The sequence below is a fragment of the Pseudonocardia bannensis genome (assembly GCF_012911875.1).
Taxonomy (GTDB): domain Bacteria; phylum Actinomycetota; class Actinomycetes; order Mycobacteriales; family Pseudonocardiaceae; genus Pseudonocardia; species Pseudonocardia bannensis.
Map to the genome: position 1 here is coordinate 106,956 of NZ_JAAXKZ010000001.1, position 25,526 is coordinate 132,481.

Consider the following 25,526-nt stretch of genomic DNA (forward strand, 5'->3'; position numbering starts at 1 on the left):
CCCGGATCGGCCGGGGCGGTCAGGTCACCGCCCGCCGCCGCTGTAACACGCTCCGCATCCCGGCGATGAAGTCGCAGGGATGCGGAGGGGGCACAACGGTGGGTCGTCGAAGGTCGCGCCGGGCGTGGCGGGCGGTCCCCCATCGGGGCGCCCCGAACCGATCCATCCGGTGAGCTCTCCGACCGTCACGACGACGTTCCGCCATCGGGTCATCGTGCTCGGGCTGGGAACGGCTCTGGGCTACGGCGCACTGGCCCAAGGCGCGTTCTACACCGAGCAGTTCGGCAACGTCCTGCTGCTGGTCGCCGTGGCGGCAGGTGTGCGGGCGCTCTCCCGGCCCCGGCGGACCGAGCGCTTCGTCGTGGTCTGCGCCGGGTCCTGGACCCTCTTCGCCGCATGGGCCCTCACCAGCGCGAGCATGCATGGTGACGTCCGGGCCGGCCTGCCCATGGCGGCTCTCGGTTGCTGCCTGGCCGCGGCGGTGTGGGCGGCGAGCGGCCTGCCCGAACGGGCCCGACACGTCCTCGAGGTCGTCATCCTCGGCACCGCGGTCGTCGTCGCCGCTTCGGCGTGGGTCGGCGTCGCATTGCATCTCGAACCGCTGGCCCTCCCCTCCGACGGGCTGTGGCGTGCGGCGTCGACGCTGACCTACGCCAACGCCGCCGCCTCGTTCCTCGTGACCGGGGTCCTCGTGGCCGTCGCGGTCCTTCCGCCGCACCGCCGCATGCTCTCCCTGGCCGTCGTCTCGATCCTGCTGCTGGCCCTGCTGGCGACGATGAGCCGCGCCGGCGTGCTCGGGCTCGCCGTCGGCACGCTCGCCCACGTCACGACGAGGTCCGGTCGTGCCCGGCTGGCACGCTTGTGGCCGGTGCTGCCGGCGGTGGCGGTCGCCTTCGCCGGCCTCCTCCCGTCGCTGCCGGCCGAATCCGATGCCGACCCGATCCTCGCGCTCGCCGGGTTGGCCGGCGGGATCGCACTGCTCGCGATGCACCGCCACCCACGGCTGCTCGGCCTGGCGGTCACCGGGATCGCCATGGGTCTCACCGCCCTGTCGTTCGGATCCCCGGCGACGGTCGAGGCGGTGACCGGTATCGCCTCGACGCGCCTGTCCACGACCTCCGACGACAGGGACGACCTGACCCGGGTGACGGCGGAACAGTTCTGGTCCTCGCCCGTGAGCGGGGTCGGGCCGGGCCGTCTGGATCTCGAGTACGTGAACCACCAGGGCGTCCCGGTCCGGGCCGAGTACACCCACAACGAGTACCTGCAGCTCGCGACCGAGACGGGACTGGTCGGCGTGGTGCTCGCCGTGGCCGGATCGGCTGCCCTCGCTGTCGGAGCCTTTCGCCGACGCAATCCCTCGGCGGCTGAGCTCGCCCGGCCGGCTGCTCTCGCGGTAGTGGCCGCCTTCTGCGTGCACAGCGCGTTCGACTTCCTCTGGCACATCCCGGTGCTGCCGCTGCTGACGGCGCTGTCGGTCGTCGTCCTGCTCGCCACTGCTGGTCCCGCATCCCGTCCCACCGTCCCGGAGGCCTCCTCGTGATATTGATGCTCAAGATCGCCCTCGAAGCGAGCGCGGTCCTGGTGACCAGTGCCGCTCTCGCCTGGTCAGGCGGTATCGGGGACGCCCTCACTCGCTTCAGCCCGCCGAGGAGCGCACCCGCGAGCTGCGTCGACGTGAACGTCCCGGGCGTCCACGTCGCCGTCGGCCGCCACAGCCCACCGGTCCAGCACTCCAGCCCGCCCCGCAACTGCATCGACGTGCGGGTGCCCGTGGGCAATCACAGTGCCCCCGTCGGCCGGTTCAGCCCACCGGTGCAGCGCTGGAGCCCACCCGCGCGGTGCGTCACCGTGAACGTGCCGGGCGTCCACGTCGCCGTCGGCGGGTTCAGCGCGCCGGTGCAGCGCTCCAGCCCGCCCGCCAACTGTGTGGCCGTGCAGGTGCCGGCCGCTCGGCACGGCCTGCCGGTGCAGCGCTGGAGCCCACCGGCACGGTGTGTCGAGGTGGTCGTTCCGGGGCTGCCGATCGACGTCGCGCGGCACAGCGCACCGGTTCCCTGCTGAGCCCACCCGCACCGGCCGTCTCGGAATTCGACGTCCGATCGGGCCTGCGCCTGATGTGATCGGGCTCTCTCGTCGTCCTCCCCGGGAGGATGCCGGCGCAGGAGCCCGACGATCCGCGAAGCAGCGTTGTCCGTGCGGGCTGAGCAGGTGTTGCTACTGGTCACGGCGAGCGGCGGTGCTGCGCGAGAGTCGGCGCGCGACGCGCTTGGCGGCGTAAGATCCAGCGGCATGGACGCGGCGACGCGCGTGCTCGTCCTTGCCAACCGGACGGCGGACTCCAGCGAACTGCTCCGGCAGGTCCTCGCCCGCCACGGCCGGAGTCCGATCGCGGTGACCATGCTCGCGCCCGCGATCTGGGAGGTCCAGGACCCGCACGGGGGCACGGAGTCTGCGTGGCGGCGCCTGCGCGCGGCGCAGAAGCGCCTGCAAGCGGACGGGATCGAGGTCTCGTGCATGATCGGCGACCCGGACCCGATGACGGCGTTCGAGCGCGAGTGGAAGCGCGGTGGCTATGACGAGGTCATCGTCGCCACGCTCCCGAGCCAACTGTCGAAGTGGCTTCGCATCGACCTTCCCCGTCGCATCAGGGTTGCTGTCGCCGGCGTCTCCATTACGCACGTGGTCGCCTCTCCTGATCCGCTGGGCGCGGACTGAGGAGAGCACGGGTACTTCCTCGGTCGGTGGGAGGCGCGGCAGCTCGGCGAGGCGCTCTCGGGCGGGTTGCTGTCACCGGTTGCTGTCAGCCCGCTCTTGGGGAACGAACAAGATCGGCCTGCAGCCCCGTGACCTGGCGGAAGCGGAGGGATTCGAACCCCCGAACCCTTGCGGGTCTCTCGCTTTCAAGGCGAGTGCATTCGGCCGCTCTGCCACGCTTCCGTCGACGAGCCTAGCTGGCTCTCGCCTCGGGTTCGGAGCGGCGCAGTTCAGCGAGCACCCGCTCCATCACCTGGGCGAGGATCTCCTGCTCCGCGGGCTCCACGCGATCGATCACGTACCGGCGGACGCCGTCGACGTGGGTCGGCGCGGCCTGCTCGAGCAACTGGCGGCCGCGGGGCAACAGCCCGGCCAGGATGCCGCGAGCGTCGGACGCGCACTCCTTGCGCTGCACCAGCCCGGCGCGCTCCATCCGCGCGATCTGGTGCGACAGTCGCGACTTCGACGACGCCGTGAGCTCAGCCAGAGCGCTCATCCGCATCTGCTCGCCCGGCTGCTCCGAGAGCACCGCGAGGATGGCGTAGTCCGCGTGCGAGATGCCGTGCGCCTCCACGAGCTCACGGTTGAGCCTGGCCTCGAGAAGAGTCGCGGCGTGGATGAAGGATCGCCAGAAACGCATCTCGCTCTCGCCCAACCACCGCGGCGTAGCATCCGCCACACTCATTCCACGAGCGTACTCACCGGGCGCTGTCGACCGCCGCCCCGTGCATGTGATGGGATCTTGGTCGCCGGGCGCCGGCTGGGTCGTGGGGGGCACGCATGCGGTTCGACGAGAATGCCGATCTCGACACCTCGCAGGTCGACGACCTGCGAGGATCAGGCGGAGGCGGTGGCGGTGGGCCTCTCGGTGGCCGCGTGGCCCTCGGCGGCGGCGGCCTGGGCATCGTCGGCCTGATCCTGTACTTCCTCATCTCCCAGCTCGGCGGCGCCGGCGGGGGCGGGCTGGCCCTGCCAGGTGGGCTGTCCGGGGTCGGCAGCGGACAGACCGCCGACAACACCCAGATCGCGCAGAGCTGCCGGACCGGGGCCGACGCCAACAACCGGTTGGACTGCGAGGTCACCGCGGTCGTCAACTCGCTGGACGGCTACTGGACCGACGCCTTCGCGCGGTCCGGGTCGACCTACCGGCCCCCGCGCATCAACTTCTTCAGCGGTTCGGTGAACACGGGCGGCTGCGGTGGCGCGACGTCGGACGTCGGACCGTTCTACTGCCCCGCCGACGCCGAGGTGTACATCGACCTCTCCTTCTTCCAGGAGCTGGAGACCCGCTTCGGCGCGGAGGGCGGACCGTTCGCCCGGGCCTACGTCATCGCCCACGAGTACGGCCACCATGTCCAGAACCTGCTCGGCACCAACCGCCGGGTGCAGGCCGGGGACTCGGGGCCGACGTCGGGATCGGTACGCCTGGAGCTGCAGGCCGACTGCTACGCCGGCGCCTGGGCCAACCACGCCACCACCGTGCCCACCGCGACCGGCCGGACGTTGATCACCGACGTCACCCGGGCCGACGTCGCCGCCGCGCTCGACACCGCCCAGCGCATCGGCGACGACTACATCCAGAGCCGGCTCGGCGGTGGCCAGGTGAACGAGAGCCAGTTCACCCACGGCAGCTCGGCGCAGCGCGAGCGGTGGTACACGATCGGCCTGCAGACCGGCGACCCCGCACGCTGCGACACCTTCGCGCGGGGCGTCGACCTCGGCTGAGGGGTCACGCCCCGAGCAACGCGGCGCAGTCCTCGACCCCATCGGCCTCCAGCGTCCACGTCGGACGGTGGGCGGCGAACGCCTCCGGCGTGAGAAGCAGCCGGACCTCCTCGACGCGCTCGCCGCGACGCGCATACGTGTTCGTTCCGTCGGGCCGGTAGCCGAGCTTCTCGGAGACGCGGTGCGACGCCCGGTTGTCCGTGAACGCTCCCGAGCGTGCCCGCGTCGCACCGAGGTGGTCGAACGCGAACAGCAGGACCGCCGCGCGCATCTCCGTGCCGATCCCCCGTCGCTGATGGGCCAGCCCCAACCACGACCCGGTCGAGACCTCACGGGTCACCGCGAAGTCGGTGGCCATGACACTCTGCACGCCGACGACCTTCCCGTCGACGCGCACCAGGAAGTGCAGCGCCCACTTCTCCGGTGCGAACTCGGCCCGCTGCGACCAGAAGTGCTGCAGCGTTCCCCGCCCCATGTAGGCCGGATCGGCCTCCGTCCACGGCACCAGGAAAGGCATCTCGTCCGGGGGGTGAACTCCCTGGTAGCCGACCTCGACGAGGTCGAACAGCCCGGCGTCGTCGTCCGGGCGCAGCTCGATCCGCGGTGTACGCAGCACCAGGTGCCGCAACGGCCATTGCTCAGGATGGGTCATACGGGCAGAGCGTGCCGGATCGCGCGCGAGAGCTCGACGGAATAGCGTCCGCGCCATGTACGCCATCACTGTGCGCGAGCCTGGGGGCCCGGAGGCCCTCGAGTGGACCGAGGTGCCCGACCCGGAGGCCGGTCCCGGCGAGGTCGTCGTCGACGTCGCCGCCGCCGGGGTCAACCGGGCCGATCTCATGCAGCGCCAGGGCCACTACCCGCCCCCGCCCGGGGCCTCGGACATCATCGGGCTCGAGGTGTCCGGCCGGATCGCGGAGCTCGGCGAGGGCGTCGAGGGCTGGCGGGTCGGCGACGAGGTCGCCGCGCTGCTCGCCGGCGGCGGGTACGCCCAGAAGGTCGTCGTCCCGGCCGCGCAACTCCTCCCGATCCCCGACGGCGTCGACCTGATCACCGCGGCCGGCCTCCCCGAGGTTGCCAGCACCGTCTGGTCCAACGTCGTCGGTGCGGGCCGGCTCAAGGCGGGCGAGACGTTCCTCGTCCAGGGCGGCAGCAGCGGCATCGGCACGCACGCCATCCAGGTGGCCAAGGCGCTCGGCGCGAAGGTCGCCGCCACCGCCGGGCACCCCGACCGGCTGCAGCGCGTCCGCGACCTCGGTGCCGACATCGCCATCGACTACCACGACGACGTCGCCGAGGAGCTGAAGAAGGCCACCGCCGGCCACGGCGCCGACGTCATCCTCGACAACATGGGCGCCAAGGGGCTGGCGAACAACATCGCCGCCCTCGCCCCCGACGGCCGGCTCGTGATCATCGGCCTGCAGGGCGGGGTCAAGGGCGAGCTCAACATCGGGGCGCTGCTCGCCAAGCGCGGCAGTATCACCGCGATGGGGCTGCGCGGGCGTCCGGTGGACGGCCCGAACGGCAAGGGCGCGATCATCCAGGGGGTGCGCGATCAGGTCTGGCCGATGATCGCCGACGGCCGGGTCAAGCCGATCGTGCACGGCACCGTCCCGATGGAGCAGGCCGCCGAGGCGCACCGCCAGCTCGAGCAGGGCGGCGTGGTCGGCAAGCTGCTGCTGGTCGCGCCGCAGCGCTGACCGATCCCTCAGTTGAGCTCGGCGACCGCGCTGACCAGCGCCTCCACCTCGGTGACGTTGGTGTAGTGGGCCAACCCGATGCGGACCACCCCGCCGACCTCGGCGCTGCCCAGATGCGCGAGCACGCCGTGGTCGCCGGGGTCGGCGAAGGCGCAGATCCCCCGCTCGGCCAGGTGCTCGACGACGTCGGGTGCCTTCACCGAGGTGTGTGTGAACGACAGCATCGGGATCCTGCGCATCGGATCGCCCAGCACGATGGCCCCGGTACGGGTGCGCAGCTCGACGAGGAGCGTCGCGAGCAGGCTCGCCTGGTAGGCCTTGACCTCGGCCATCGAGGCCAGCAGCCGTTCGCGCCGGGTTCCGCCGGCGGTCTCGTCGAGCTCGGCCAGGTGCTCGATCGACGCGACGAGCGCGGCGAGCTGCGGACCGGAATGCGGCCCGATCTCCAGCCGGCGCGGCCCGTGGGCGGACGGTTCGAGCGAGCACGACGCGAGCCGGTCGAGCAGCGCGGGCGTACGGAACACCAGCGCCCCGACCTGCGGGCCGCCCCATGCGGCGGCGTCGACCGCGACGACGTCGGCGCCGAGCGCCGCGATGTCCAGCGGTCCGTACGGCGCCGCGGCATGGGCGTCGACGACGAGCAGCACACCGCGCTCCTGCGTTCGTGCCGCGATCTTGGCGATCTCCGGGCGGGTGCCGACCTGCGCGGATGCGGCGGTCAGCGCGACGACCCGGGCGGATCCGTCCAGGAGCTCGTCGAACTGCCAATCGGGCAGCTCGCAGGTCTCGATGTCGATCTCCGCCCAGCGCACGCCGACGCCCTTGCGCTGGGCGCTGCGCAGCCACGGGGCCACGTTGGCGACATCGTCGAGGCGGGAGACCACGACCTCGTCGCCGAGGACCCACGTCTCGCTGACCGCTTCGGCCAGCCGGTGCAGGAGTACGGCGGTGTTGGGGCCCAGGACCACACCGCGTGGATCGCCGGCGACCAGGTCCGCGACCGCGGCACGCGCGGCGTCCTCGATCTCCTCGGCGTGCAGCGAGGCCGGGAACACCCCGCCGGGAACCGAGACCGGCGCCCGTACTGCCTGCAGCGTCGCCGACGCCACCTGTTCGGGGACGTGCATCCCGCCGGTGGCGTCCAGGTGTACCCATCCGTCACCCAGTGCGGGTATGAGCCCGCGCACCCGGGCGACATCGAAGGCCATTCGGATACGGTAGCGGCGCCGCCAAATCGATCGGTGCCGATGAGGCCCGGTCGGCGGCCCGGGCCACGGCCCCGTCCAACCGCCCGGCCCGTCCCGCACCGAACGACGTCCAGGGCCATGATGGACGCCATGAGCGAGCCGTCAGACCAGAACACGGCAGACAGTGCCGAACAGCAGGTCATGGTGATCGGACCGGACGGCCGTCCGGTCGGCATGGCCCGCGTCCCGCAGTCGGGCGACGACGAGAACGGCGAGGACCAGGGCGTGGGCTCGATGGTCGAGCAGCCCGCCAAGGTCATGCGTATCGGCACCATGATCAAGCAGCTGCTCGAGGAGGTACGGGCGGCGCCGCTGGACGAGGCGTCGCGGGCCCGGCTCCGCGAGATCCATGAGAACTCGATAAAGGAACTGGAGCAGGGCCTCGCCCCCGAGCTGCGCGAGGAGCTGCACCGGCTCAGCCTGCCCTTCTCCGAGGAGGGGACGCCCTCGGAGGGAGAGCTGCGGATCGCGCAGGCGCAGCTCGTCGGCTGGCTGGAGGGGCTGTTCCACGGGATCCAGACCGCGCTGTTCGCCCAGCAGATGGCCGCCCGCCAGCAGCTGGAGCAGATGCGCCGCGGACTGCCGCCGGGGATGAGCGGCCACCCCGGACAGGCGATGCCCGACGGCACAGGCCGCGGCACAGGCCAGTACCTCTGACCCTCTGAACCTCGGGCCCCCGGACCCCGTGCACTCACGAACGGCACTTTCGTTCAGACCTGTTGAACGAAAGTGCCGTTCGTGGCGACGGGGCGCCCGGCCCGGTCGCCCGTGGTCCCACCGCTGGTAGGCGGTCGGCCACCCGCCGGTACCCTCGCGTCCGTGGCTGTGACCGTGACCGAGGACGGCAACCGGGCCGAGGATGCGCGCCCGCTCGTCGACGCCGCCCCGGGCCCGCGCAGCTGGCAGCGCGCCTTCGCCGACCTACGCCAGGGCTGGAAGCAGCGCACCCTGTGGGGCTACCTCGGCTGGCAGGACATCAAGCAGCGCTACCGGCGCTCGGTGCTCGGTCCGCTGTGGATCAGCATCAGCATGGGCGTCATCGCGACGGCCATGGGCATCCTGTACGCGGCGTTGTTCCAGGAGGACCTGCACAGCTTCCTGCCCTACGTGGCGACCGGCCTGCTGATCTGGAACTTCATCAGCGGCTGCATCCTCGAGGGCAGCGAGGTCTTCATCGCCAACGAGGGACTGATCAGGTTCCTGCCGGCGCCACTGAGCCTGCACGTGTACCGGCTGGTGTGGCGTCAGACGCTGTTCTTCCTGCACAACCTGGTCATCTGGGGCCTCCTGATGATCATCTTTCCGCAGCCGCTCGACTGGTCGCTGCTGCTGGCGATCCCCGCATTCGTCCTGCTCGTGTTCAACGGCGGCTGGATCTCGATCCTGTCGGGCATCATCGCGACCCGGTTCCGGGACATCCCGCCGATCATCTCCAGCGTCACCCAGCTGGTGTTCTTCATGACGCCGATCGTCTGGTCCTACGAGCGACTGCTCTCGAACCCGGCCGTCGCCGAGCGGGCCCGCATCGCCGAGCTGAACCCGGCCATGCACTTCGTGGAGATCCTGCGCCAGCCGCTGCTCGGCCACGACATCGTGTGGCGGCACTGGACCATCGTCGGTGTCATCACCGTGATCGGCTGGGCCGCCGCACTGGTCTGCCTGCGGAACTACCGCTCGCGCGTCGCGTACTGGGTGTGAGGACGGCCCGAACATGGTGAGCATCGACATCGCCGGCGCCTGCGTCGACTTCCCGATCTTCGACGCGAAGAGCAGGTCGCTGAAGAAGGCAGTCCTCGGCAAGGCCGGCGGCCGGATCGGCACCGAGAGCAAGGTGCCGATCATCGAGGCGCTGCGCGACATCAACATCTCGTTGCGCAAGGGCGACCGGGTCGCGCTCGTCGGGCACAACGGCGCCGGCAAGTCGACGCTGCTGCGGCTGATGTCGGGCATCTACGAGCCGACCCGCGGTCGCGCCGCCGTCCACGGCAAGGTCGCGCCCGTCTTCGACCTCGCCGTCGGCATGGACCCGGAGATCTCCGGGCTGGACAACATCCTCATCCGCGGGCTGTTCCTCGGGATGACCAAGAAGCAGATGGAGGCGCGGGTCGACGACATCGCGGAGTTCACCGAGCTCGGCGACTACCTGTCGATGCCGCTGCGCACCTACTCCACCGGCATGCGGGTGCGGCTCGCGCTCGGCGTCGTGACCAGCATCGACCCCGAGATCCTGTTGCTCGACGAGGGCATCGGCGCCGTCGACGCCGAGTTCCTGGCCAAGGCCCGCGACCGGCTCAACGAGCTGGTCGAGCGGTCGGGGATCCTGGTCTTCGCCTCACACTCCGACGAGTTCCTCGCCGACCTGTGCGACACCGCGATCTGGATGGACCACGGCACGGTCCGGGAGCACGGGCCGCTGCGCGAGGTGCTGCACCACTACAAGGGCCGCGACGTGCTGGCCGAGATGGAGGCCCGGTGAGCGCTGTGCCCACATCGGCGCAGCTCCCGCCGGACTCCGTCGTCGCCGTCGTCGTCACCCGGCACCGCACGGACCTTTTGGTCGACTCGCTGGCCGCCATGGCCAAGCAGACGCACCCGATCGCGCACCTCATCGTCGTCGACAACGGGCCCGATCAGCCGGCTCGCGAGGTCGTGGAGGCCTGCGGACTGCCGGTGACGTGGCTGCCGTCCTGGCGCAACCTGGGCGGTGCCGGTGGGTTCGCGCTCGGCATGCTGCAAGCGCTCGCGATGGGCGCCGACTGGATCTGGCTCGGTGACGACGACGGCCACGCCGCTGACGAGACCGCGCTGGCCATCCTGATGGACACCGCGACCCGGCGTGGGCTGGCCGCCGTCTCCCCCGTCGTCGCGGACAAGTCGGATCCGGACCGCCTGGCGTTCCCGCTGCGCCGGGGGCTGACCTGGCACCGGACACGCCCGGCCCTGCTCGCGGCCGACGGCCAGGGGGACGACGAGCTCCTGCCGGGAATCGCGTCGTTCTTCAACGGCGCGCTGTTCCGGGCCTCCACCCTGGAGGTGATCGGGGTGCCTGACCTGCGGCTGTTCGTGCGGGGTGACGAGGTCGAGATGCACCGTCGGATGGTGCGCTCCGGGCTGCCGTTCGGCACCTGTCTGCGCGCGGCGTACCTGCACCCGTACGGTTCGGACGAGTTCAAGCCGATGCTCGGCGGGCGACTGCACGCGCAGGACCCCGAGGACCCGGTGAAGCGGTACTACACCTACCGCAACCGCGGATACCTGATGAGCCAGCCGGGGATGCGCCGGATCGGGCTGCTCGAGGTACCGCGGTTCGCGTGGTACTTCCTCGTCACGCGGAGGGACCCGAAGGCGTTCGGCGAGTGGCTGCGACTGCTGCGCCAGGGCCGGGCGGAGCGCTTCGACCGCGCATAACCCCTCCCCCGCGAGTCGCGGTACCCCGCGCGCAAGTCGCGGTATCCCCGCGCGCGAGTCGGGATATCCCCGCGCGCGAGTCGGGATATCCCCGCGCGCGAGTCGCGGTATCGGGGCGCGCGAGTCGCGGTATCGGCGCGTGGTCGAGTCGCGGTCAGCGGCGGAAGACGACCGTCCGCAGCATCACGAAGTTGATCGCCGTCGCGCAGCCCTGGGCGACCACCCATGCGATCGAGGTCTCGAACCGCATCTGCGGCAACAAGGCCAGGGCCAGGGCGTTCATCCCCACGTTGATCGCGAACGTCGTCGCGTAGAGCGCCACGAACGCCGCGAAGCGACCCTTGCCGCCATCGGTGTCGGTGAAGGTGAAGCGCCGGTTGAGCAGGTACGCCGTCGTGGTGCCGAGGATGAAGCTGATGCCCTTGGCCGCGTGCACCCAGGTGCCGAGGGAGAGCAGCAGGTGGTAGAAGCCGAAGTCGACGAGCGCCGACACCGCACCCACGGCGACGAATCGGCTCAGCTGGCCGACCAGGCCGAGGGCGGCCGGCTCCGAACGCGTCGCGGTCACCGGGCCAGGGTATCGGCCGGGACGTGCACGGCCGACCGACGGCTTCGGATCGGCGTGCCGCGTTCCCGGAACGCGCCGACTGCGGTCGTTCCCACGGTGTTCGGAGTGCCGGACCGGGTGTGCCGGCGGGACGAGGGGCCGTCGGTTCCGCTGCGCAGCGACTCGCGCACCGCAACACCCCGACTCGCGCCGCAACACCCCGACTCGCGCACCGCGACACCCCGACTCGCGCACCGCGACACCCCGACTCGCGCGCCGCGACACCCCGACTCGCGGACGGCGACACCCCGACTCGCCCTCCTGGAAACCCCGACTCGCGGGTCAGAAGAAGCGGCCGGCGAAACGGTAGCGGCGGCGCACCGTCACCGAGCCCATGCCGCTGCGGCCGTAGATCCTGAAGTGCGGGCGGCCGGGGACCGGCGCGGACGGCACCTTGGAGCGGACGTGACCCATCGCCGCGACGAGCCCGTCGACGTCGGCGGTTGCGTCGTCCGGGACCAGCAGTCGGGCCGAGCCCGCACCGAGTTCCAGCTCCACCTCGACCACCGGGTGTGGTAGCTGGGTGTCGCAGAAGTCGAGGTAGACCGAGCCCATCCCGCTCTGCACCCGCAGCCGGGCCGGCACCGCCCACTGACCGGATCTGCGTAGCCCACCCATCCCGGTGCGCAGCACCATCGGCGGGCCGGCCGGAGTCGACAGCGGGGGCGGCGGCACGGTGACATCGATCGCCCCGCCGGGCAGGTCGGCCAGCGGCGGGGCGAGGTCGGCGCCGTACCGGGCCGCATAGACGACGGCGAGGCGCTCCTCGAGCTCGGACACCGTGATGCGACCCTCCGACAGCGCCTGATGCAGGCGGGCTGCGGCGCGCTCCCGGTCCGCGTCGGAGATGCGGATCCCCGGGCTGTCGCCGGACGGGGGCTGCAGGCTCACCGGCCAGAGGATAGTGGTCCGCCCACGGAAGGTCGCGCAGGCTCAAGCCCGGAACCGGGACAGGGGCGCCACCCGCGTAGCCTGGCGCCGATGTCGAGCCGGAGCACGAGCCTGAGCGGGTGGGGTCGCACCGCGCCCACCCTCGCCGAGGTCATCACACCGCACCGCCCCGAGGACGTCGCGGCCACGATCGCCGCCGCCGGACCCCGGGGCGTCATCGCCCGCGGTCTCGGCCGGTCCTACGGCGACCCCGCGCAGAACGCCGGCGGCACCGTCCTGGACATGACCGGCCTGAACACCATCCACTCGATCGACCCGGACACCGGCGTCGTCGTTCTGGACGGCGGGGTCAGCCTGGACACGCTGATGCGCGCCGCGCTGCCGCACGGGCTGTGGGTGCCGGTGCTGCCGGGCACCCGGCAGGTCACGATCGGTGGCGCGATCGGCGCCGACGTGCACGGCAAGAACCACCACAGCAAGGGCAGCTTCGGCAACCACGTGCTGTCCCTGGACCTGGTCACGGCCGACGGCACGATCCGCACACTCACCCCCGACGGCCCGGACGCCGACCTGTTCTGGGCCACCGTCGGGGGCATGGGCCTGACCGGCGTCATCGTGCGGGCGTCGGTGCAGCTGCACCGCACCGAGTCGGCGTACTTCGTCGTCGACACCGACCGCACCGCCGACCTCGACGAGCTGATGGCGCTGCTCACCGACGGCTCCGACGACTCCTACGGCTACTCCGCCGCCTGGTTCGACACCACGACCACAGGGGCCCAGCTCGGCCGGGCCGTGCTCACCCGGGGCTCGCTGGCGAAGGTCGACGAGCTGCCGGTGAAGAAGCGCGCCCAGCCGTTGACGTTCGATGCGCCGCAGCTGCTGACGTTCCCCGACGTGTTCCCCAGCGGCCTGGCCAACCCGGTGACGCTGCGGGCGTTCAGCGAGCTCTGGTACCGCAAGGCCCCCAGACGCCAGCGCGGCGCCATCCAGAACATCACCGCCTTCTACCAGGTGCTGGACCTGTTCGGCGACTGGAACCGGGTGTACGGGCGGCGCGGGTTCCTGCAGTACCAGTTCGCGGTGCCGTTCGGCGCCGAGGACACGTTCCGCCGGATCGTCGAGAAGATCGCCGCGTCCCCGCACGCGTCGGGGCTCAACGTGCTCAAGCGCTTCGGCGCGGGCAACAAGGCGCCGCTGTCGTTCCCGCAGCCCGGCTGGACGATCACCGTGGACTTCCCCGTCGCACCCGGCCTGCACCGCTTCTGCGACGAGCTCGACGAGCTGGTCCTGAGCGCCGGGGGACGGCTCTACCTGGCGAAGGAGTCGCGGACGTCGGCGGCGGCGTTCGCCCGCGGCTACCCGCGTCTCGACGAGTGGCGCAAGACCCGCGCCGCGGTGGACCCCGAAGGCGTGTTCGCCTCCGACATGTCACGACGGCTGGAGCTGACCTGATGATCGATGCCGTGGGCAACCCGCAGAGCATCCTGGTGCTGGGCGGCACCTCGGAGATCGGGCTCGCCGTGGTCGAGGCGTTCGCCTCCGATCGGCCACTGCGGGTCGTCCTCGCCGCCCGCCCCTCCGACCGGCTCGACGCCGCGAAGAAGCGCCTGGAGACCGCCGGCTGCGCGGTCGAGACCATCGACTTCGACGCCCGCGCCACCGACACCCACGCCGACGTGGTGCGCAAGGCGTTCGCCGGCGGGGACATCGACGTCGCGCTCGTCGCGTTCGGGGTGCTCGGCGACAACGAGCAGGCCTGGACGGATGTGAGCGCCGCGGTCGAGCTGGCCCAGGTCAACTACACCGCCGCGGTGTCGGTGGGGGTGGCGCTGGCCGATCGCCTCCGCGAGCAGGGCCACGGCGCGTTGGTCGCCCTGTCGTCGGTGGCCGGCGAGCGGGCCCGGCGCTCGAACTTCGTCTACGGCTCGACGAAGGCCGGGATGGACGCGTTCTACTCCGGCCTGACCGAGGCACTGCGCCCGCACGGTGTGGTGGTCACCGTGGTGCGGCCGGGCTTCGTGCACACCCGGATGACCGAGGGCCTCAAGGCCGCCCCGCTGTCGACCACGCCCGACGCGGTCGCCGCGGTGGTGGTGGACGCGGTGCGCTCCAAGAAGGAGCTGGTGTGGGCACCGGCACCGCTGCGTCTCGTGATGAGCGTGCTGCGGCACCTGCCGCGCGCGATCTTCCGCCGCATCCCGGCCTGATCTCTGTCGTGAGCGGCGATAGTGGCTTCAGCCGCTATCGCCGCTCACGGAGGGCGGTTACCAGCCGTTGACGTGCAGCACGGTGTCGAGCGGCTGGCGCGGCGCCGGCTTGAAGTCCGTTCCCTTGCTGTAGGCGACCGGGAGCAGCACGCCCTGTCGCACTCGCGGCGGGATACCGAGCAGCTCGGAGATCTCCTTCTCGTACTGCAGGTGCAGCGTGGTCCAGGCGCTGCCCAGGCCGCGGGCACGGGCGGCGAGCTGGAAGCTCCACGCGGCCGGGAGCAGCGACCCCCACAGCCCGGCCTGGTTTTCCGCCGGCAGCTCCTCGGTCGCGAAGATCGCCCCGATGAGGAGCACCGGGACGTCGGCCATGATCTCGGCGAGGTACTCGGCGCTGGACGCGACGCGGGCCTGCGTGGCGTTGCGTTCGTCGTCGTAGCGCTTGGAGCCCGCGTAACCAGGCGAGTTGCGGTAGGCGTCGAACGCCTGCCGGTAGTAGCCGGCGATGGCCTTGCGCTGGTCCGGGTCGGTCACCACGATCCAGTGCCAGCCCTGGATGTTGCTCCCGCTCGGGGCCTGCAGTGCGACCTCGAGGCACTCACGGATGACGTCCAGGGGCACCGGGCGGTCGAGGTCGAGCCGCTTGCGCACCGAGCGCGTGGTGGTCAGTAGTTCGTCGGGATCCAGCGGCAGCAGTTCGGTCATGCCCCGATCATCGTCGTGGACACCCGTGAGCGGTGAGCGGGGCTACGACCACTCACCGCCGACGGGAATCGGGTCAGCTGCCGGCCTGAGCCCAGGTCCGGTGCGCCGGACGGCGCTGCCGGCTTTCGATGGCCGCCGCCGCGGCGATCGCGGCGGCGAACGTCGGGGTGGTCGTGCGGGTCGTCGCGTGCCGAGGGCGGCGCGGCGCCGGCGGCAACATCTCTTGTTCGCCCGTGACCGCGGCCGCGCGGCGCCGGTGCGAGGGGGTGAACAGAGCGGCCGGGGCGCAGACGGCGGGCCGCCCGGGGCGGGCCGCAGCGGCGGCCCGGGTCGCGGCGACCGCCTGGGCAGCCGCCCAGGCCTGGGCCGCCGCCACCGGGTGGGGGCGCACCGCGGCAGCGGCGGCCGTCCGGGGGGCCGGAGCCCCGGCGCCCACGGCGATCGTCCGCAGCGCCCGGGTGACCGGGTCGGAGTCCGCTGCGACCTCGGCGGCCGGGCGGGGCCGGCGCGCACCGAACCACCCGCGCATCCGCAGCCGGGCCGGCTCCTCGATCCAGCGGTGGAGCCCGTGCGCCACGGGGAAGGTGACCAGCACGACCGCACCGCCGATGACGTGGGCGGTGACGGTCGGCTGCCACAGCGCCGGGAAGTAGGCCATCGCCAACCAGTAGACCTCGAAGATCGGGATGTGGACGAGGTACAGGCTGTACGAGATGCGCCCGCCGTGCACTGACCAGCGCGTCGACAGCGCCCGTGCCACACCGCGATCGGCCAGCGCCAGCGACCCGACGAGCACCGGGAACAGCGCGATCACCGCACCACCCCGGCCCGGCCCGACCAGCTCGCCGAGACACAGGCCTGCCGCGATCAGGAACGGCGTGATCGTGGCGATCAGCGAGGCGGCACGGCGGATCCGAACAGTGGCGGTCATCCGGCGCACGACCAGGTAGGTCAGGACCCCGGCACTGAAGCCGCACAGGATGCGGACCATCCAGCTCCACGGGAAGTAGGGGCTTCCCTCGCTGAGGTACGCCCACGCCATCGGCCCCATCAGCGCCAGCGCACCGAGCGCGAGCAGCGGGGGCGGCATGTTGCGCAGCCGATAGAAGACGACGACTGCGACGGGAAACAGCACGTAGGCCAGCCACTCGGCGCTGATGGACCAGGTCGAGCCCACCCACGAGGCGCCGTCGAAGAAGGCGTGGTCCCACAGGTGGACCATGAGCAGCTGCTCGAGCCATGCTCCGACGCTGACGACCGGCTGGACCCCCTGGAAGGCGATCTGGTCGTCACTGCCGAAGAGCAACCGGGCCCCGATCCAGAGACCGAATAGGTTGAAGACGACGACGTACGCGGGCCACATCCGGCACGCGCGGGCCCACACGAAGCGGGTGGCGGAGCCCGCTCGCAATGCCGGCCCCATCTTCTCGAGGTAGGTATAGGCGATCACGAAACCGCTGAGCACGAAGAAGAGGTCCACCCCGAGTGCTCCCGCCGTGAGCAGCGGGCCGACCACCTCGACGACGCCCGCGACACCGGGCAGAGCGGTGAAGTGGAAGTGGAACAGCATTACCCAGACCGCCGCGACGATCCGCAGCCCGGTGAGGGCCCGCAGCTCCCCACCCGCTCGGGGCGCGCCGGGAGCGGTAGGTTCTGCGGTCGTCGTCACATGTGCGGCAACGATGGGCCCCGATACGCGTTACGGGCGACCCCCAACTGGGCCTGAACGGAGCAATCGACTACTCACAGTCCGTTATGTCCTGCCGCCATTCGGATATTAGCCCGTTCAGATGACGGCGTCGTAGTTCCGGACAGTGACGGCCAGACGGGTCATGAGGTGGCCCGTCCGGGTACGCCGGCACCTGTCTAGCCTCGCGGCCGTGTTGACCTCCGAGCAGGTGACCGTCGACGGGGGTCGCGATCTTCATCCGCTCTCCGGTTCGCGCACCGACCGATGGGGACGCCGTGCCGCGGCCGGGCTCGGGCTGCTGGCCGCCCTGCTCGCCATCGCCTTCCCCTTCCTGCCCGTCGAGCAGGACACCGCCGAGCTGCGCTGGCCGTCGGCCGCCGGTGGCACCGCCCCGGTGACCGCGCCGCTGGTCGCGCTGCGGCCGGAGCGGCTCGTCGCCGACATCGACTGTGCCGCGATCTCCGCGCTGGACGCCCGGTCCCCCGGCCCTGCCACGGTGCTCTCCACGACACCGCCCACCTCCCCCGACGGAACGCTCGTCGGGCTGACGGTGACCGTGGCCGACGGTGCGCTGAGCTTCAGCAATCGCGGCCAGCGGATCGCGCTCGCCCCGCTGCCGGCACCCACCCCCGGCTGCACCCTGTCCATCACCTCCGACGCGACGTCGACGACGGCGGCCCTCGGCGGAACGTCATTGCTCGACGAGTCCGGCGATCATCGCCCTCAGGTCGTGGGCGTGTACTCCGACCTCGACGGAACGCGGGACGACATCGCCGGGACGGCGGTGCGGATCGCCGTCGACAACCGCTTCGACAGCACCCCGACCGGGCTCAAGACGGCGGCGGGCATCGCCGCGGTGCTCGCGCTGCTGGGTGCGCTGTGGGGGTTGCGCCGACTCGACGGACGGCACGGCAGGCAGGTCCCGCGAGCGTTGCCCCGCCCGTCGCGCGCACGGCGGGCCGATGTCGCGCGCGACATCGCGGTCGTAGGCGTGCTGGCCACGTGGTTCATGATCGGCAGCGTCACCGCTGACGACGGCTTCATCCTGACCATGGTCCGCGACGCCCAGAACTCGGGTTACGTCGGCAACTACTACCGCTGGTTCGACGTCCCGGAAGCGCCCTTCGGCTGGTTCTACCAGGTCTACGCCGCGTGGACGGACATCAGCCAGTCGATCGTCTGGCTGCGGTTGCCCGCGTTCGCGATGGGCGTCGTCTGCTGGCTGCTGCTCAGCCGCCGGATGCTGCCGCGGCTCGGCCGACAGGTGCGCCGCAGCGGCGCCGCCGGCTGGGCGGCCGCGGGTGTCTTCCTCTGCTTCTGGCTGCCGTTCAACAACGGTCTGCGCCCCGAGCCGGTCGTCGTGCTGGCCGCGCTGCTGGCGCTGTGCGCGGTCGAGCACGCACTCGTCATCCGCAGGCTGCTGCCGCTGGCACTGGGCCTGGTGGCCGCCGCCTTCGCCGTCGCCGCGACGCCGACCGGTCTGATGGCCGCGGCGCCGTTCCTCGCCGCGGGCCGCCCGTTGCTGGCCCTGGTCCGCGAGCGCTCGGCCCGGGACGGATGGCTGGGAGTGCTGGCCCCGCTGAGCGCAGCCGGGACGATCGTGCTGGTGGCGGTGTTCGGCGACCAGACGGCCGCAACGATCGTCGAAGCGACCCGGGTGCGCACGCAGATCGGGCCGAACATGTCCTGGTTCTCCGAGCTGTACCGCTACCAACTGCTGTTCTCCGAAACCCGGGACGGCTCCCTGGCCCGCCGGTTCCCGGTCCTGCTGCTCGTGCTGTGTGCCGCGGTGACCGTCGTCGTCCTGCTGCGCCGGGGGCGGATCCCCGGCGCCGCGACCGGCCCGGCGATGCGGCTGATCGGCAGCACCGTGGCCGCCTTCGGGGTGCTCGCCCTGACCCCGACCAAGTGGACCCACCACTTCGGCGCCTTCGCGGCCCTCGGTGCGGGGGTGGCCGCCCTCGCGGCGCTGGCCACGAGCGCCGGGGTGCTGCGGTCGCGGCGCAACCGGATGCTGTTCCTGGCCGCGGTGCTCACTGTCAGCGCGCTCGCGTTCACCGGGCCCAACACTTGGTGGTACGTGTCGAACTGGGGCGTCCCGTGGTTCGACAAGCCACCGTCGGTCGGCGGGTACGCGGCGTCCACCGCGTTGCTGCTGGCGGCCGCGGTGGTGCTCGTCGTGGCCGCGGTGGAGCACATCCGCGGACCGGAGACCGCCCGGCCGCCCCGGCCGGAGCGGCCGGGCCGTCCCGCGCGCTCGGACCGCGCCGGGCGCGCGCTGCGGCTCGGGACGGCACCGCTCGCGGTCATCTGCGGGCTGCTGGTGCTGTTCCAGGTCGCCTCGCTGGCCAAGGGCGTCACGAAGCAGCGAGGCAGCTACTCCCTCGGCTCCGACGTGCTGTCCGACCCGACCGGGTCGGGATGCGGACTGGCCGGGCGACTGCTCGTGGAGAACGATCCGGCCTCCGGGGTGCTCGCGCCCGCGGCACCGGTCGGGCCGGACCCGGAGCAGGCGGTGATCACCGGGTTCGTCCCCGAGGGGGTGCCGAGCACCGGGCCGGGGTCGGCTGCGGACACCAACGGGGACGGCAGCAGCGACGCCACCGTCACCGCGGCCGCGGCCGGCCCGGCGCTGGGGCAGGTGCTGGGCAGCTACCGCCCGGAGGGCAGCACGACCGCGTCGCTGCGGTCCGGGTGGTACGCGTTGCCGGACGAGGCACGCCGTGGCGACGCTCCGTTGATCGTGGCGATCGCCGGCCGGCTCGGTGACGGCAGCGCGCTCACCCTCGAGTTCGGCCGGGCCGACGGCGAGCGCGTCGAGACGATCGACCGCATCGAGCCGGACGGGAGCGCCGCCGTCGCGAGCACCGCCGATCCCGGCGGCGTCGCGGCCACCGGTGGGGGCTGGCGGGACCTGCGGCTGGACCTGTCCGGCCGCGACGCCGCCGAGGCCGACCGGGTCCGGGTGGTGGCCGAGGACCGCTCGCTGAATCCCGAGGGCTGGCTGGCCGTGGCCCCGCCGCGGGTGCCGCAGCTGACCCCGCTGACCGACATCGCCGCGCAGCCCGGCATGCTCGACTGGCCGACCACGTTCCCCAATCCGTGCCTGCGTCCGTTCGCGGTGACCGACGGGATCGCCGAGGTGCCGCGGTACCGGTTGCTGGCCGATCCGCAGCAGCGTGCGGTCGGCGAGAGCTGGTCGTCGGCGTCGGCGGGTGGACCGCTCGCGTGGATTCCGGAGGCCGCTCGTCAGCGCCTCGTTCCGCTGTACCTGGACGGGCAGTGGGACCGTGACCCGGGCCAGTTGCGGCTGCTCACTCAATGGGTTCCCGACGGCGCGAGGCCGGACGTCGTCACCGGTACCCGGCAGCGCTGGGGCTGGCAGCAGGACGGGCCGATGGGCGAACCGCCGGCCGGGCGGCCGAGCATCGCGCGCTGACCGACATGGCACAGAACCCCGCCGAGCCAAACCGGGCGGATGGTCGCGAACCGGATTCGCTGGCCTACCGTGGCCCGGTGCTCTCGCCCACCCCGTCGGAGGCGGACACCTCCCAGGAGCCGCAGCCCACGGAGGATCGCGGGGCACCGCGGCGGCTGGTCCTGATCCTGGGACTGGTCGCCGCACTCGCCGCACTGGCGTTCCCGTTCGCATCGGTGCATCAGCCTGTCGTGACCTACGCCTGGCCGCCGTCGGGGTCCGACCCGACCCCGGCTGCGATCCCGCTCATGCCGTATCAGCCGGTGGAGCTGACGGCCTCGGCCGACTGCGCTGCGGCGGCGCGGACGAGCGGAGTCCTGCTGTCGACGGTGCCGCTGCGCGCGGATCCCGGGGCGCAGCCGCTCACCGGGCTGCGCGTGAGGTCCGCCGCGGGGGCACTCGAGGTGTCCAGCGCCGGGATCGAGCTGGGCTCCTGGCCGCTGCCGGCCGGTGACTGCACCGTCACCGTCACGTCGGACCCGGCCCGGACCACCGTGCTGCTCGACGGCGTTCCGCTCGTCTCCCGGGCAGGGGACCTGCGTCCCGCCGTCGTCGGCGCGTTCACCGAGGCCACCGACGCGAGCGGCCTGAGCCTGCGGCTGACCGCCGACACCCGCTTCCAGACCACGATCAGCCCGCTCAAGGCTGCCCTCGCGGTGGTGTGCGTGCTCGCCCTGCTGGGCATGCTGGCCGCCCTGCGCCGCGCCGACCGGCACGTCCGGGCCCCGGTCCGGGCGCTGCCCCGGTGCTGGTGGCGGCCGCGGGTCGTCGACATCGCCGTCACCGGCCTGTTGGGGCTGTGGTGGGTCATCGGTCCGGTCACGGTCGACGACGGATACATCGCCGGCATCGTGCGCAACCGCCGCAGCAGCGGTTTCATCGGCAACGTCTACCGCTGGCTGAACGCCCCCGAGGCCCCGTTCAGCTGGTTCTACGACCTGTACTACGCGTGGTCACAGATCTCCCCGTCGACGGTGTGGCTGCGACTGCCCTCGGCGCTACTGGGGCTGGCGTGCTGGGTGTTGCTGTCGCGTGCCGTGGTGCCCCGGCTGCTGCCACGGGCAGCCGGGCGGGGGCGCGTCCGGTGGCTGGCGGCCGTCGCCTTCGCCGCATGGTGGCTGCCGTTCAACCTCGGGCTGCGCCCGGAGCCGTGGGTCGCGATCGGGCTGCTGGCGGTGTTCGTGGCCGTCGAGCGGGCGATCGCGACGCGGGCGGTGTTCCCGCTCACCGTCGGCCTCCTCGCGGCCGGGGTGACCACGGCGATCACCCCGGCCGGGTTGATGGCGTTCGTGCCGTTCGTGGCTGCGGGCGTGCCGGTCCTGCGGCTGTTGCGGGCGCGCACCGACCTGCACAGGCCGGCGCTGCCGGCCGCGCTCGTCGCCGCGCCTGCGGCGGCGCTGCTGCTGATGTTCGCCGACCAGAGCCTGGCCGCGGTTCTCGAGGCCATCCGGGTGCGGACGCTGATCGGCGGCGGGCAGCACTGGTACCAGGAGTACGAGCGCTACGCGCTGCTGGTCGAGCCGGACAACTTCCAGGGCGCCATCGGCAAGCGCGCGCCGGTGCTGCTGAGCCTGCTCGCCGCCGCCGGAGTGCTCTGGGCCGTCACCCGCGGCGGCAGGCCGGGCATCGCGGGGGGCCCGGCCCGCCGGATCGTCGTCGGGTTCCTGCTGGCCCTGCTGGTCATGGCCGCCGCCCCCACGAAGTGGACCCAGCACTTCGGTGACGTCGCCGGGGTCGGTGCCGCCGTGCTCCTGCTGGGCCTGGTGGCGTTCTCGGCCGCTGCCCTGCGTCGACGGTCCACGGGTGCCGAACGGCCGATGCTCGCCGGGCTGGGCGCATTGACGCTGGTCGGAGCTCTGGTGCTGGCCGGCTACAACGCCTGGCCCTACGTGTCGGGCTTCTACGGCCTCACCTGGAGCACGGTTCCGCCCCTGGTCGCCGGTATCCCGCTGGCCACGCTCTGGCTGGTCGGCGGCGGGCTGATCGTGGCCGTGCTGCTCGCGCGGTCGGCATGGCGGCGGGCCGCGCCGGGCCCCGCGGACACGCTCCTCCCGGGACGGGCACCCGCCCGCCGGGTGCCGGCCCCCGCCCTCGTCGCCCTCGTCCTCGTGCTCGCGGTGCTCGGGCTGCAGGTCCTGAGCTTCGTCCGGGTGAGCCTGGCCCACCGCGACGGCTACACCCTCGCGTCCGACGCTCTGGCCACGCTCGACGGGCGACCGTGCGGACTGCAGGAGGCCCTGTCGGTCGAGACCGATCCGGCAGCCGGCGCGCTACCCGCGGTCGCGGTCGCCGGACCGACGCTGCCCGTGGTCCCCGCGGACCTGGGGGGCCGAGCCATGCCGGGTGTCGCGGTGGCCGAGACCGGGAGCACGCCGTGGTTCGCCCTCGATCCCGAGCAGCGGGCCGGCCGGCTGCCCGTCGTGGTCACGGTGTCGGGCCGGATGCAGCCCGGGCAGGCGCTGCGTGCGGAGTTCGGCTCGAACGCCGGCCCGGGCCTCCGGCCGGGCTACCGCGTCGTCGCGGACCAGCCCGTGGACGCCGCCGACGGGACGGCCACGGACCGGCGGCTGATCGCCCCCGCCGACGCCGAGGTGGTGCGGCTCATGGTGGAAGCTCCCGCCGTGCCCGGGAGCGTGCTCGGCACCCCGGCGGTCGCCTCGTTGCCGCGGGTGCCACGCCTGACCCCGATGGCAGAGCTCCTCCCCGCAGGTACCCGGGCGATCCTGGACTGGCCGGTGGCGTTCGTGTTCCCGTGCCTGCGACCCGAGCCGCTCGCCCTGGGCGCGGCCGCACTCGCGCAGTGGCGCGTCGGGCCACCGCAGGACGATCCCGCCGCGGGGATCACCTACAGTCCCACGCTCGGCGGGCCCTTCGCCGCACCGCGACTGCTGGTCACCGAGCAGCGGATGGCCACCTACCTGCGCGACGATCCGACGCGCGACGCCGCGCAGCTGTACCGGTGGGTGCCGACCAGTCCGGTCGTAACGCCCGAACCCACCGTGACCAGCGGCGTCGTCGCCGACTGGCACGACAGCGGCCGCGCCCGGGTACCAGACTTGGACCCCATCGGTTGAGCGACGCGCCGAGCCCGGCGAACCCGGCCCCGCCTGCTTGACCCAGAATGTGGCTGACGGGGCACCCCTGCGCTCCCGATCCCGACCGGAGGACAACTGCTTCGCATGCTTGGCTCACCCGGCACCACCGAGACGCCGACACCATCCGGCGAGGGCTCCTCCGGCACGCCCCAGGAGCCCGGAGCACGACGCATCGTCGCCCAGCGTGGGTTGTTCGCAGGACCGTCGGCGCTCGTACCTGAAGACCTGTACGCAGAGGTGACCAAGGGGCTGGCCCGGCGGGAGCGCCATCGGCTGGAACTGTCACCGGGCAGCCACGTCACGACCAACACCTACTTCGGTCGGGTCCACGCCACCTACTGGCAGCGTTGGACCACAGTGACCGAGGTCGAGGTGGAGGCACTGGTCACCGGGTCCGGGCGGATTCGGCTGATGGCGTCGGACACCAACAAAGTCTGGCGGATCGTCGCCGCCCACGAAGCCCATGACGCCGACCGCGGCACCATCCGGCTGACCGCCCGAATCGACCGTTTCGTCGACGGCGGCGGGCTGTGGCTCGAGTTCACGACCGAGGCCGATGAGCTCCTCGTCGAGGACGTGCGCTGGACCGTCGCCGCGCCCACTGCGGTGCGGCCGGTGTCCGTGGTCGTCTGCACCTTCAACCGGGTGGACGACTGCCTCAACACCCTCGAGGCAATGGCGGACGATCCGGAGTCGCTCAGCGGTGTCGACACCGTCTACGTCGTGGACCAGGGCGGCGACCCCGTGGAGTCGCGCCCGCGTTTCGCCGAGGTTGCCGCCCGTTTCGGCGAGCAGCTTCGCTATCTGCGCCAACCCAACCTGGGCGGGGCAGGCGGTTTCACCCGCGGTCTGTTCGAGGCCACCGGAACGGACGCGGCTACGCACTCCGACGTGGTGTTCATGGACGATGACGTGCTGCTGGAGCCGGAGATCCTCATCCGGCTCACGGCATTCGCGAACCACACCACCCGTCCGACCATCGTCGGCGGGCAGATGCTGAACCTGCTGCATCCCACCCACCTGCACATTGGAGCGGAGTACGCCGACCCGGAGCGACTGGCGGCAGGGCTGCCGGTGGCGGAGGCATTCCACGACACGGATCTACTCGGCCTGGACGAGCGGAACCTGCCCAACGTTCAGGAGCGGCGGGTCGACACCGAGTACAACGGCTGGTGGGCCTGCCTGATCCCCGCCGAGATCGTGCGGGCCGTCGGCTATCCCCTCCCGATGTTCTTCCAGTGGGACGACGTCGAGTACGGCTATCGGGCCCGTGCGCACGGCTTCCCCACCGTGTCGCTCCCAGGGGCCGGCTTGTGGCACGCCGACTTCGGCTGGAAGGACTGGGACGAGTGGCACCGCTACTTCAATCTGCGTAATGCGCTCATCACCGCCGCACTGCACACCGGCTTCTCGGTCAAGACCATCGGCAAGCAGATCTCGGTGCTGCTCGGCCAATATCTGATCGGTATGCACTACGGGCTGACCGCCACCCTGCTACAGGCCGTCGAGGACTTCCTGATCGGCCCGGAGATCCTGCACGACGGTTCGGCTGCAGCGGCGGCGGAGATCCGTCGGATCCGCGCGGCTTACCCGGAGACCGTGGCGCATTCTGTGTCCGAGCAGCCGCACGACTTCCGTGACCTGCAGGTGGTGCGCGCCGCTCCGGAGCCCCGCATGATGGGCATGACCTGGCTGAAGCGCGCGGTCTACCAGGTCGCAGGAAAGGCGACGCACCGCACCGGGCTTATCCCGGCCGGTGATGCGCACTGGTGGCACGTGTCCTTGTTCGAGCGGGCCGTGGTGACCGACATGGCGGAGACCGGCGTCCGGGTCCGCACCCGCGACAGGGCGCGGATGCGCGAGCTCACGATCCGCGGGGCGAAGCTGCTGCGCCGGTTCGCCGCCGAGGGCCCGGCGGTCGCGGAACGTTATCGCGCCGCCCAGCCGATGCTGACCAGCCGGGAGAACTGGGCCCGGCTCTACGGCATCGAGGAATCCCGAGCGGAGTAGTTGGTA

At 72.2% G+C, this 25,526-nt stretch carries 21 protein-coding genes and 1 tRNA gene; 14 read left to right on the top strand and 8 right to left on the bottom strand.

The window, feature by feature from the left end; translation table 11 throughout:
* The first annotated feature begins 169 nt into the window (after positions 1-169).
* The 3 genes from HF519_RS32635 (at position 170) to HF519_RS00575 (ending at position 2,718) form a co-directional block, all read left to right on the top strand.
* Entirely contained in the window at positions 170-1,543 is a 1,374-nt protein-coding gene (locus HF519_RS32635; RefSeq protein WP_169409598.1) for an O-antigen ligase family protein, read from the top strand.
* 5 nt (positions 1,544-1,548) lie between these two features.
* Entirely contained in the window at positions 1,549-2,064 is a 516-nt protein-coding gene (locus tag HF519_RS00570) for a hypothetical protein (RefSeq protein ID WP_169409599.1), read from the top strand.
* A gap of 228 nt (positions 2,065-2,292) precedes the next feature.
* On the top strand, positions 2,293-2,718 hold the full coding sequence (locus tag HF519_RS00575; protein ID WP_169409600.1) for a hypothetical protein: 426 nt from the start codon (positions 2,293-2,295) through the stop codon (positions 2,716-2,718).
* A 134-nt stretch (positions 2,719-2,852) separates the two neighbouring features.
* Here the strand turns inward: HF519_RS00575 and HF519_RS00580 are convergent.
* Positions 2,853-2,940 (bottom strand) — tRNA-Ser (locus HF519_RS00580).
* Positions 2,941-2,950: 10 nt separating this feature from the next.
* Positions 2,951-3,442 carry a MarR family winged helix-turn-helix transcriptional regulator gene (locus HF519_RS00585; RefSeq protein ID WP_169409601.1) on the bottom strand — a complete coding sequence of 164 codons (492 nt, stop codon included), beginning with the start codon at positions 3,440-3,442 and terminating at the stop codon, positions 2,951-2,953.
* A 95-nt stretch (positions 3,443-3,537) separates the two neighbouring features.
* Here HF519_RS00585 and ypfJ point away from each other — a divergent pair, with 95 nt between their 5' ends.
* On the top strand, positions 3,538-4,482 hold the full coding sequence (gene ypfJ / locus HF519_RS00590) for a KPN_02809 family neutral zinc metallopeptidase (protein WP_169409602.1): 945 nt from the start codon (positions 3,538-3,540) through the stop codon (positions 4,480-4,482).
* Between the two features lie 4 nt (positions 4,483-4,486).
* Here ypfJ and HF519_RS00595 read toward each other — a convergent pair whose 3' ends face one another.
* A complete protein-coding gene (locus HF519_RS00595) occupies positions 4,487-5,134 on the bottom strand; it encodes a GNAT family N-acetyltransferase (RefSeq protein WP_169409603.1) in 648 nt (215 codons plus the stop codon).
* Positions 5,135-5,189: 55 nt separating this feature from the next.
* On the opposite strand from HF519_RS00595, the gene HF519_RS00600 reads away from it, so the two are divergent.
* Entirely contained in the window at positions 5,190-6,182 is a 993-nt protein-coding gene (locus HF519_RS00600) for an NAD(P)H-quinone oxidoreductase (RefSeq protein WP_169409604.1), read from the top strand.
* An 8-nt stretch (positions 6,183-6,190) separates the two neighbouring features.
* Here HF519_RS00600 and HF519_RS00605 read toward each other — a convergent pair whose 3' ends face one another.
* A complete protein-coding gene (locus HF519_RS00605) occupies positions 6,191-7,390 on the bottom strand; it encodes an aminotransferase class V-fold PLP-dependent enzyme (protein ID WP_169409605.1) in 1,200 nt (399 codons plus the stop codon).
* Between the two features lie 129 nt (positions 7,391-7,519).
* Here HF519_RS00605 and HF519_RS00610 point away from each other — a divergent pair, with 129 nt between their 5' ends.
* The 4 genes from HF519_RS00610 (at position 7,520) to glfT1 (ending at position 10,837) form a co-directional block, all read left to right on the top strand.
* Complete coding sequence (locus tag HF519_RS00610; protein WP_281358354.1) at positions 7,520-8,086, top strand: bacterial proteasome activator family protein; 567 nt, start codon at positions 7,520-7,522, stop codon at positions 8,084-8,086.
* A gap of 168 nt (positions 8,087-8,254) precedes the next feature.
* Positions 8,255-9,127 carry a galactan export ABC transporter permease subunit Wzm/RfbD gene (gene wzm, locus HF519_RS00615; protein WP_312859818.1) on the top strand — a complete coding sequence of 291 codons (873 nt, stop codon included), beginning with the start codon at positions 8,255-8,257 and terminating at the stop codon, positions 9,125-9,127.
* A gap of 13 nt (positions 9,128-9,140) precedes the next feature.
* The gene (gene wzt / locus HF519_RS00620) at positions 9,141-9,905 is read left to right on the top strand and encodes a galactan export ABC transporter ATP-binding subunit Wzt/RfbE (RefSeq protein ID WP_169409606.1); all 765 of its coding nucleotides are present in this window, start codon (positions 9,141-9,143) and stop codon (positions 9,903-9,905) included.
* Entirely contained in the window at positions 9,902-10,837 is a 936-nt protein-coding gene (glfT1, locus tag HF519_RS00625) for a galactofuranosyltransferase GlfT1 (RefSeq protein WP_312859814.1), read from the top strand. The genes wzt and glfT1 overlap by 4 nt, the downstream gene beginning before the upstream one ends.
* A gap of 154 nt (positions 10,838-10,991) precedes the next feature.
* Here the strand turns inward: glfT1 and HF519_RS00630 are convergent, their stop codons facing one another.
* The gene (locus tag HF519_RS00630) at positions 10,992-11,405 is read right to left on the bottom strand and encodes a GtrA family protein (protein ID WP_169409607.1); all 414 of its coding nucleotides are present in this window, start codon (positions 11,403-11,405) and stop codon (positions 10,992-10,994) included.
* A gap of 321 nt (positions 11,406-11,726) precedes the next feature.
* On the bottom strand, positions 11,727-12,335 hold the full coding sequence (locus tag HF519_RS00635; RefSeq protein ID WP_169409608.1) for a DUF1707 SHOCT-like domain-containing protein: 609 nt from the start codon (positions 12,333-12,335) through the stop codon (positions 11,727-11,729).
* Positions 12,336-12,425: 90 nt separating this feature from the next.
* Between HF519_RS00635 and dprE1 the strand changes: the two genes are divergently transcribed.
* Together dprE1 and dprE2 are read left to right on the top strand one after the other, a co-directional pair.
* Positions 12,426-13,787, top strand: a complete 1,362-nt coding sequence (gene dprE1, locus HF519_RS00640) for a decaprenylphosphoryl-beta-D-ribose oxidase (RefSeq protein ID WP_169409609.1) — start codon at positions 12,426-12,428, stop codon at positions 13,785-13,787.
* Positions 13,787-14,542, top strand: a complete 756-nt coding sequence (dprE2, locus tag HF519_RS00645; RefSeq protein WP_169409610.1) for a decaprenylphospho-beta-D-erythro-pentofuranosid-2-ulose 2-reductase — start codon at positions 13,787-13,789, stop codon at positions 14,540-14,542. The genes dprE1 and dprE2 overlap by 1 nt, the downstream gene beginning before the upstream one ends.
* Before the next feature lie 57 nt (positions 14,543-14,599).
* Here dprE2 and HF519_RS00650 read toward each other — a convergent pair whose 3' ends face one another.
* Positions 14,600-15,247 (bottom strand): nitroreductase family protein, encoded by a 648-nt coding sequence (locus HF519_RS00650; protein ID WP_169409611.1) that lies wholly within the window; start codon positions 15,245-15,247, stop codon positions 14,600-14,602.
* A gap of 73 nt (positions 15,248-15,320) precedes the next feature.
* Positions 15,321-16,916: an acyltransferase family protein gene (locus HF519_RS00655; RefSeq protein ID WP_169409612.1), complete on the bottom strand. Its 1,596-nt coding sequence runs from the start codon at positions 16,914-16,916 to the stop codon at positions 15,321-15,323.
* 211 nt (positions 16,917-17,127) lie between these two features.
* Here HF519_RS00655 and HF519_RS00660 point away from each other — a divergent pair, with 211 nt between their 5' ends.
* The 3 genes from HF519_RS00660 (at position 17,128) to HF519_RS00670 (ending at position 25,520) form a co-directional block, all read left to right on the top strand.
* Positions 17,128-20,376: an arabinosyltransferase domain-containing protein gene (locus HF519_RS00660; protein WP_169409613.1), complete on the top strand. Its 3,249-nt coding sequence runs from the start codon at positions 17,128-17,130 to the stop codon at positions 20,374-20,376.
* Between the two features lie 77 nt (positions 20,377-20,453).
* Positions 20,454-23,489, top strand: coding sequence for an arabinosyltransferase domain-containing protein (locus HF519_RS00665; RefSeq protein WP_169409614.1), 3,036 nt, complete (start codon positions 20,454-20,456; stop codon positions 23,487-23,489).
* A 105-nt stretch (positions 23,490-23,594) separates the two neighbouring features.
* Positions 23,595-25,520: a glycosyltransferase gene (locus HF519_RS00670; protein ID WP_169409615.1), complete on the top strand. Its 1,926-nt coding sequence runs from the start codon at positions 23,595-23,597 to the stop codon at positions 25,518-25,520.
* Positions 25,521-25,526: the final 6 nt, after the last annotated feature.